This window comes from Phycisphaerae bacterium (genome assembly GCA_012729815.1).
In the GTDB taxonomy this organism is placed as follows: domain Bacteria; phylum Planctomycetota; class Phycisphaerae; order JAAYCJ01; family JAAYCJ01; genus JAAYCJ01.
This window is the reverse complement of record JAAYCJ010000307.1, coordinates 1-1,648: the sequence shown is the minus strand read 5'-3', so window position 1 is coordinate 1,648 and position 1,648 is coordinate 1. Positions and strand designations below refer to the sequence as shown.

The following is a 1,648-nucleotide window of genomic DNA, read 5'->3' as shown; positions in this document are numbered from 1 at the left end:
TCTTCCAGCATCCACCGCACGATCCGGCCGCGCGACATCGGGTTGGTGTGGAACACAAGTTCGCTGCTGCTCATGGGAACTCGCCTCGTCGGGACAGGAGGCGACGATACGCCTGTGCGGTAGGCGTGTCCTGTCACGGACGCCAAGGCCCGTCGCGCGAACGCCGAGCGGAGAGGGCGCGGTCGGCGACATAGGACAACCGCACAGACAAGGGAGCGACGTCCATGGAGGATCCGATCGCAACGTGATAGAACGATCCCGACGGCCACGGAAGGGAGTCGGGGAATGAAGCTGCGTATATCTGCGCTGACGTTGACGGGGTGCCTGCTAATGGCGGGCTGCAGTGGAACGTCCGTCGCCGCTGCCGCGATCAGTCCGGCGCCAGAGGAGTTGCAGCCGGGCAAAACCGGGGCAGCGGCGGCCTCCGAACCCGAGCCCCCGTTGCCGCGCGGCCCGGTACTGACGCCCGAGCAGGTCTGGGACAAGCTGCTGGCGATGATCGATGCGATCGGGCAGCGCGAGGATCTGAACCGGGAGAACATCGAGCGGGCGATCGGGCTCAAGCTCTACAAGCGGCCTGGCGAGGCGTTCTCCGACCGGTTGGTCGGAGATACCACGGCCGGCTGGAGCTATGTGTTCGACCTGAGTCAGTACACAGAAGACGATGTCCGGATGGCAGTTCGCCCCTTCCGTCCGGATGCAGCGTTCGGGGTCGGCAACTCCCCCACCTGCACCTGGCGGACGGAGAAACTGCGAGCGGCACTGCGTGAGAGAGGGTTTGAAGAAGCTAATAGAACCGTAAGAGGCAGGAACTACTTCAACTGGCAGTACACCCGCGGCGCCATGGTTGTTCGTGTGCGTTACTACTTCGATCAAGAACATCTCGACTACAACAGCACCTGCGTCGATTCTGTTCTGGTGTCGTTCGTGAGACCGGAATTCTACAAGGACGCAACATGGATGGACAGGTACTCGGCCGACTTCATGCCGGTGCCATACGCCTGTACCACCGCGACATCCATGGAAAGTCCAATCGCAACGTGATAGAGAATCTCGACGGCCAAGGATGGGAATCGGGGAATGGAATTGCGTGTATCGGCGCTGACGTTGACGGGGTGCCTGCTGCTGGCGGGCTGCAGCGGATTGCCCGTCGCTGCTGCCGGCACTGGCCCGGCGCCAGACAGAATGGGCTCGCCCCCGGCCGAGACAGCGGCGACCTCCGAGCCGGACTCTCGCTTGCCGCGCGGCCCAGTGCTGACGCCCGAGCAGGTCTGGGACAAGCTGCTGGCGATGATCGATGCGATCGAGCGGCGCGAGGATCTGAACCAGGAGAACATCGAGCGGGCGATCGGACTCAAGCTCCAGAAGCGGCCTGGGGAAATGTTCTCCGACCTGGTAATTGGAGATACCACGGCGGGTTGGAGCTATGCATTCGATCTGAAGAAGTACACGGAAGACGATGTACGAATGTCATTTCATCCTTACCGCCCCGACGCCGAGTTCGGGGTGGGCAACTCCCCCACCTGCACCTGGCGGACGGAGAAGCTGCGAGCAGCACTGCGTGAGAGAGGGTTTGACGAGGAGAGCAGGATCTTCACGGACAGGAGCTACTTCAACTGGCAATACACTCGCGGCCCCATGGTCGTGG

The 1,648-nt window shown here is 62.5% G+C and carries 2 protein-coding genes; both read left to right on the top strand.

Going from position 1 to position 1,648, the window contains the following annotated elements:
- The first annotated feature begins 285 nt into the window (after window positions 1–285).
- Window positions 286–1,044, top strand: coding sequence for a hypothetical protein (locus GXY33_20295; protein NLX07489.1), 759 nt, complete (start codon window positions 286–288; stop codon window positions 1,042–1,044).
- Window positions 1,045–1,080: 36 nt separating this feature from the next.
- Window positions 1,081–1,648, top strand: a 568-nt coding sequence (locus GXY33_20290) for a hypothetical protein (GenBank protein ID NLX07488.1), incomplete at its 3' end; no start/stop codon positions are given.

Coding starts and splice junctions, on each gene's coding strand:
- GXY33_20295 (NLX07489.1), top strand. CDS start 286: ATGAAGCTGCGTATATCTGCGCTGACGTTGACGGGGTGCCTGCTAATG.